We start from the raw sequence: 6,539 nt of genomic DNA on the forward strand, positions 1-6,539 counted from the left end.
ATATTTTATAAAAGAATAAAAAAATAAATGTCAGTTAAAAATAATTTTTAAAAATGATTAAATATTTTAAACATATATAATGTTTTATTAAACATAGTGGCAGGGACGGAGGGACTTGAACCCCCAACCATTGGTTTTGGAGACCAACATTCTACCATTGAACTACATCCCTATTCTTACTTTTTTAGCAATTTTGTTCTTTTACAGAACAAAATAATAACATTGATTTTTAACTTTATCTAGTAAATATAATTGAATTTTTTTTCAAATTTTTATTAAAAAACAAAAAATTATTTTTTTATTAACAAATAGTTAACTTTTTTTTGATAAATATAATAGAATTGTTTCATGTTAATTTTTAAAGAGGGAAAAATGAAAATTCCAATTTATTTAGATTATGCAGCAACAACTCCTACAGATACAGAAGTTTTAAAAAAAATGAAAGAATATTTAACTTTTGAAGGAAAATTTGGAAATGCAGCTTCCAGGTCTCATCAATTTGGTTGGAAAGCTGAAGAGGCTGTTGATATAGCTAGAACTCAAATTGCTGATCTAATTAATGTAGATTTTAGAGAAATAATATTTACATCAGGAGCAACAGAATCTAATAATTTAGCTATTAAAGGTTTAGTATCTTTTTATAAAAATAAAGGTACTCATATTATTACAAGTGAAATAGAACATAAATCTGTATTAGACACTTGTAAATATTTAGAAACTCAAGGGTTTTCAGTAACCTATTTAGCCCCTAAAAAAAATGGATTAATTGATACAGATGATCTTGAATTACATATAACAAAAAAAACAATTTTAGTTTCTATAATGCATGTTAATAATGAAATTGGGGTAATTCAAAATATTAAAAAAATATCTGAAATATGTAAACAAAAAAAAATTTTCTTCCATGTTGATGCAACTCAGAGCGTTGGGAAAATCCCGTTAGATCTAAAAAAAATAAATATTGATCTGATGTCTTTTTCCGCTCATAAAATTTACGGACCTAAAGGAATAGGCGGTTTGTATGTTCGTCGAAAACCAAGAGTTCGTTTAGTTCCTCAAATACATGGTGGAGGACATGAAAGAGGTATGCGTTCAGGTACTTTACCTGTACATCAGATCGTAGGTATGGGAAAGGCTTTTGAAATAGCAAAAAAAAATATTCTTTTGGATTATCAAAAATTAAATACTTTACGTTTATATTTTTGGAATAAATTAAAAAACATCGAAGAGGTTTTTTTAAATAGTTCTTTATCGATTAGTTCTCCTTATATTTTAAATATTAGTTTTAATTACATAGAAGGAGAATCTTTAATGATGGCATTAAAAGATTTAGCTGTTTCTTCTGGATCAGCTTGCACTTCGGAAAGTTTAGAGTCATCATATGTACTTAGAGCTTTAGGAATTAAAGATGAATTAGCTCATAGTTCAATTAGGTTTTCTATGGGAAAGTTTACTACAAAAAAAGAAATTGATTTTTCTGTAAAAATTATTAAAGCTTCAATTAAAAAATTAAGAATTTTATCTCCTTTGTGGGAAATGTTTAAATCCGGAGTAGATTTAGACAACATGAAATGGAATATTAAATAAAAATATTATCCGAAGCGGAGAAAATATTTATGGCATATAGCAAAAAAGTAATGGATCATTACGACAATCCTCGTAATGTCGGATCTTTTTCTAACACTGATGTTAACGTTGGAAGTGGATTAGTAGGTGCTCCATCTTGCGGAGATGTAATGAAATTACAAATAAAAGTTAATCAACAAGGTATTATTGAAGATGCTTGCTTTAAAACTTATGGATGTGGTTCTGCTATAGCATCTAGTTCTTTAATGACAGAGTGGATAAAAGGAAAATCTTTAAAACAAGCAAGTGAAATTAAGAATACTAAAATTGCTAAGGAGTTAGAATTACCTCCTGTTAAAATACATTGTTCTGTTTTAGCAGAAGATGCTATTAAAGCTGCAATTTCTGATTATGAAAGCAAACAATAATTTTTTTTAATTTAATCAATTTAATAATTTGTTAAATGATTATTTTTTGTTTTAAATATACTGAAAAAAATACTTTTTTCAGTATATTATGTAGTTTATTTCTAATTTTAATTTAGCTAATAATAAAATTATTTTAAAAAAAATATTGAGTAACAGATGAACTATTTTAAATTATTTAATTTACCGCAAATTTTTGATATAAATATGAAAAAATTAAATGAAAATTTTTATAAATTACAAAAAAAATTTCATCCTGATCTTTATTACAGAAGTGATTTAAATACAAAAAAAAAAAATAAAGAAAAAATTTACATAATTAATGAAGGATACAGAAAGTTAAAAAATCCATTGAGTAGAATAAGTCATCTTTTTGTTTTAAATAATATTGATTATAAAAACAAAAAAAAATATCCTTTAAAAGTAGAACTCTTAGAAAATCAATTTCAATTTTCTATTAAGCTAGAAAATCTAAAATCTAACATATCATTAAATAATGAACTTTCTTTTTTTATAAAAAAAAAAAGAGTCTTAATTCAAAATTTTTTCAAAAAAATTTCTTTAAGTATCTCTATAAAAAAGTGGAATTATGCAGTAAGTTTATTTCAAGAAATAAGATTTCTTTTTAAATTACTTGAACAAGCAAATGAAATAAAAAAAATTAGAGATCTTAATAGAAAATATTGAGGAAAAATAAAATATGTTGAACATTATTAATAATAAAGTAAACAAAAAATTAAAGTCAAAATTTTTTTCTGTAGGTATCGATTTTGGAACTACTTATTCTTTAATCGGTTTTTTATTAAATAAAAAAATTATAATTTTATCTGGAAAAGATGAAAATTCTCTTTTACCATCAGTTGTTTGTTATGATAAAAACACCTTAGTCGTAGGTGAAGAAGCAACTAAAATTACTAAAGAAAATTTTTTAAGAACTATTTTTTCTGTTAAGAGATTATTAGGGAAATCTGTTGAAGAAATTAAGAATTTATATCCTAACATTCCTTATATTTTTTCTTTTCAAAAAGAAAAAGGAATTTGCATTGAAACAGTACAAGGAAAAGTTCCTATTGTTAAAATAATAAGCGCAATTATTACAAATTTAGTAAAACAGTCAGAATTTTTTTTACAAAAGAAAATTGATACTGCTGTTATTACTGTTCCTTCCTATTTTGATGATATTCAAAGAAAAAAAATAAAATCTGCAGCTATGCTTTCAGGTTTAAAGAATATTCGTTTGTTAAATGAACCGACGGCTGCTGCAATTGCTTATGGTTTTCATACTAAAAAAAATGGAATTGTTTTAGTTTATGATTTAGGGGGAGGAACATTTGATATTTCTATTTTAAAAATTAAAAAAGGAATTTTTGAAGTTCTATCAACTTCAGGGGACCCTCAATTAGGAGGAGATGATTTTGATGAAATTTTATCAAAATATATCGAAAAAAAGAATAATATATGTACAACTGATAATCTTTTTTTAAAAAGAAAATTGTTAATTTTAGCTAAGAATATTAAATTAAAACTCAGCAAAGAAAAGAAAGTTTCAGTTAAATTTAAATGTTGGAAAGTCGAAATTTCTCGTTCTGAATTTGAAACTTTGATTGAACCTTTAATAAATAAAACTTTAATTCTTATAAAATATGCGATAAAAGATGCTTTTATTCATAAAAAGGAAGTTGAAAACGTTTTAATGGTTGGAGGGTCTTCTTATATTCCTTTAATTAAAAGAAAGTTATCTTATTTTTTTCAAAAAGAAATAGATAGCGCTATTAGTCCTGATAAAGCTGTTGTAATGGGTGCAACTATTCAGTCAGATTTATTATTTAATTATAAAGAAACATCTTTAGATAAGAAAAACAAATTTATTCTTTTAGATGTAGTACCATTTTCTTTAGGAATTGAATTAATGGGAGGTAGAGTAGAAAAAATTATCAAAAAAAATAGTACCATTCCAATTTCTATTAAAAAAGAGTTTACAACATTTAAAAAAAATCAAACGGTCATAATGATTCATATTTTGCAAGGAGAAGATAATTTTGTAAAGAATTGTCGTTCTTTAGGAAAGTTCTTTTTAAGAGGGATAAAAGAAGAAGAAGCTGGAAAACCTAGAATATTAGTTGAATTTAACGTAGATGAAAGTGGATTTTTAGAAGTTAATGCTAGTGATAAAAAAACAAACATGAGTGCTAGTATAAAAGTTGATTTTTTACATACAATATTATAATTATATGTAAACAAGATTTACTATAATTTTATCGATATAATATATTCTAAAATGGAGTAATTTTAAAAATATGTTGAAAATAAAATTTTTACCTCACAAAATTTTGTTACCAAAGGGAAAAGTGTGTTTTGCTAGTTCAGGAGAAACTATTTTAGATGTAGCTTTAAAAAATAACATTTTAATAGAACATGCTTGTGAAAAATCATGTATTTGTACAACTTGTCATTGTATTATTAGAAAGGGATTTTCTTCTTTATCTTTTTGTAATGAAAAAGAAGAAGACGCTTTAGATAAAGCATGGGGATTAGAAGAAAAAAGTCGATTATCATGTCAAGCTAAACTTGGAAGTAAAGACATTATAGTAGAAATTCCTTATTACTCAAAAAACTCTTTTGTTAAAAGTGAAAAATGTTAATTTATCTTTTAAGAAAAAGGATTTTTATTTTCTTTAAAAAATATATTTATAGGAGATCCTATTAAATTTAATGTATTTTGAAAATAATTAGCTAAATATTTTTTATATGTTTTAGGCAAATATTTTGTTCTATTTCCATGAATAATAATAATTGTAGGTTTATATCCTCCAGGATGGGCATATTTAAGTTTAATTTTTTTTCCTTGAATATTGGGGGGTTGGTGTTTTTTAATTGCTTCTTTTAAAATTATTGTTAATTTCGAACTGTTATTTTTTTTAAGAGAACTGTGATAGGTAACATTTATATTGTTAAGTAGTTTTTTTATTCCTTGATTTTTTAGAGCTGAGATAAACTGAAATTGACAATAATAAAGGAAATTTAATTTTTTTGATATGTCGATACTAAAATTTTTTAGTTTTTTTTTGTTCAATAAATCACATTTATTAAATACAACTATTATAGGTTTCTTTGCTTCTATAATTTTTTTAGCAACATTTAGATCTTCTTTATAGATTTTTAATTTGCTAATGTCTATTATAAATAAAGTAATATCTGTTTGATTTATATTTTCAAGTGTTTTTTTTATAGAAAAAAGTTGTATTTTTTCAAGAATTTTATTCTTTCTTTTTATTCCAGCAGTATCTATTAAAATGTAGTTTTTGTTATTTTTTTTAAGAGGGATGTTGATACTATCTCTAGTTGTTCCAGAAATATTTGATGTTATTACTCGTTTTTTATTGATAATTTTATTTATTAATGTGGATTTTCCTACATTAGGTGCACCGACAAATGTTACTTTAATTATTTTTTTTGGATTTTTTTCATTATTATATTTTTTTTTATTTTTTTTTTCTTTTATGTTAGGAATTATTCCTTTTTCAATTAAGTTTTGAATTCCCGTTCCTCTTGAAGCTGAAATAATAAATTTTTCTTTATATCCTAATTCAAAAAAATTATTTATTTCAAATTTTTCATTCATAAGATCTATTTTATTTACTACTAGTAAAATTTTTTTAGATGTTTTTCGTAAAATCTCATTAATAAAATGATCTTCTGATGAAATTGATTCTTTAGCATTAACAATGAAAAGAATTAAGTTGGCATTTTTAATAGCAAAATAAGTTTGTTCTAGAACTTTTTTTTCAAATTCATTTGTTTTAAAAGTTATACCCGCTGTATCTGTTAATAGAATTTTTTTTTCTTTTATTTTTAAGTAAAAAGATAATCTATCTCTAGTTAATTTTTTTTCATTTCCGACTAATGCGGAATTAGAATTTGTCATTTTGTTAAATAATGTGGATTTTCCTACATTATTTCTTCCTATTAGAACAACTTCAGATGTCATTATCCATACTTCCTTTAACTATTTAGAATAGTTATTTTTTTTGTTTTTAATATTATTGTTATTTAAACAAATTTTTGTTAATTTTTTTCGAGATTTTTTTAAAAGAAATTTTTTTAAAAATAAATTTATTAAGAACATATTGTATATACATTTTTTTTTTTTTACTATAAATATTTTTTAAAATTCTAAAAAATATTTTTATCATTTTTTTTTGTAAAGATATTTTTTTTGAGATTTTATTTTTATCCACAACTATTAAAGTTCTGATTTCCTTATTGTCATTAGAGAAATGAAAGTTATCCACAGATATTGTTTCTCTTAATAATTTTATACATATATATATATATATATAAATATATAAAAACAAAGTTAAATATACATAAAGTAGTATATATTTATATATGCATTTATTATATTGAAAATTTCCAATTATAAATTTTAAAAGAATACTTTTCTATCTTAAAAATTATTTTTGTTGTATATTAATTAGTAAAATAATTACTTTTATAGAACAGGTAACTTGTATAGTTTTCTTCATATAAAATATAGAGGATTCAGAG

Annotated in this window: 6 protein-coding genes and 1 tRNA gene; 5 read left to right on the forward strand and 2 right to left on the reverse strand. The window is 22.9% G+C overall.

All coding sequences use genetic code 11. From position 1 onward, the window contains the following. Positions 1-97: 97 nt before the first annotated feature. Positions 98-172: transfer RNA gene (locus tag RJT62_RS02535), tRNA-Trp, on the reverse strand. A 200-nt stretch (positions 173-372) separates the two neighbouring features. Here RJT62_RS02535 and RJT62_RS02540 point away from each other — a divergent pair. The 5 genes from RJT62_RS02540 to fdx all read left to right on the forward strand — a co-directional run bounded on the left by RJT62_RS02540 (position 373) and on the right by fdx (position 4,633). Next, positions 373-1,587 (forward strand): IscS subfamily cysteine desulfurase, encoded by a 1,215-nt coding sequence (locus RJT62_RS02540; protein ID WP_343153653.1) that lies wholly within the window; start codon positions 373-375, stop codon positions 1,585-1,587. A 29-nt stretch (positions 1,588-1,616) separates the two neighbouring features. Further along, positions 1,617-1,994 (forward strand): Fe-S cluster assembly scaffold IscU, encoded by a 378-nt coding sequence (gene iscU / locus RJT62_RS02545; protein WP_343153655.1) that lies wholly within the window; start codon positions 1,617-1,619, stop codon positions 1,992-1,994. Positions 1,995-2,198: 204 nt separating this feature from the next. Next, the gene (gene hscB, locus RJT62_RS02550; protein ID WP_343153657.1) at positions 2,199-2,678 is read left to right on the forward strand and encodes a Fe-S protein assembly co-chaperone HscB; all 480 of its coding nucleotides are present in this window, start codon (positions 2,199-2,201) and stop codon (positions 2,676-2,678) included. Between the two features lie 13 nt (positions 2,679-2,691). Then, positions 2,692-4,218, forward strand: coding sequence for an Hsp70 family protein (locus RJT62_RS02555; protein WP_343153660.1), 1,527 nt, complete (start codon positions 2,692-2,694; stop codon positions 4,216-4,218). Between the two features lie 70 nt (positions 4,219-4,288). Next, on the forward strand, positions 4,289-4,633 hold the full coding sequence (gene fdx / locus RJT62_RS02560; protein WP_343153661.1) for an ISC system 2Fe-2S type ferredoxin: 345 nt from the start codon (positions 4,289-4,291) through the stop codon (positions 4,631-4,633). 8 nt (positions 4,634-4,641) lie between these two features. On the opposite strand, the gene der is transcribed toward fdx, so the two are convergent. Continuing rightward, entirely contained in the window at positions 4,642-5,979 is a 1,338-nt protein-coding gene (gene der / locus RJT62_RS02565; protein WP_343153662.1) for a ribosome biogenesis GTPase Der, read from the reverse strand. Between the last annotated feature and the right edge of the window lie 560 nt (positions 5,980-6,539).

It is taken from the genome of Buchnera aphidicola (Mindarus keteleerifoliae) (assembly GCF_039392895.1).
Lineage (GTDB): Bacteria > Pseudomonadota > Gammaproteobacteria > Enterobacterales > Enterobacteriaceae > Buchnera_A > Buchnera_A aphidicola_A.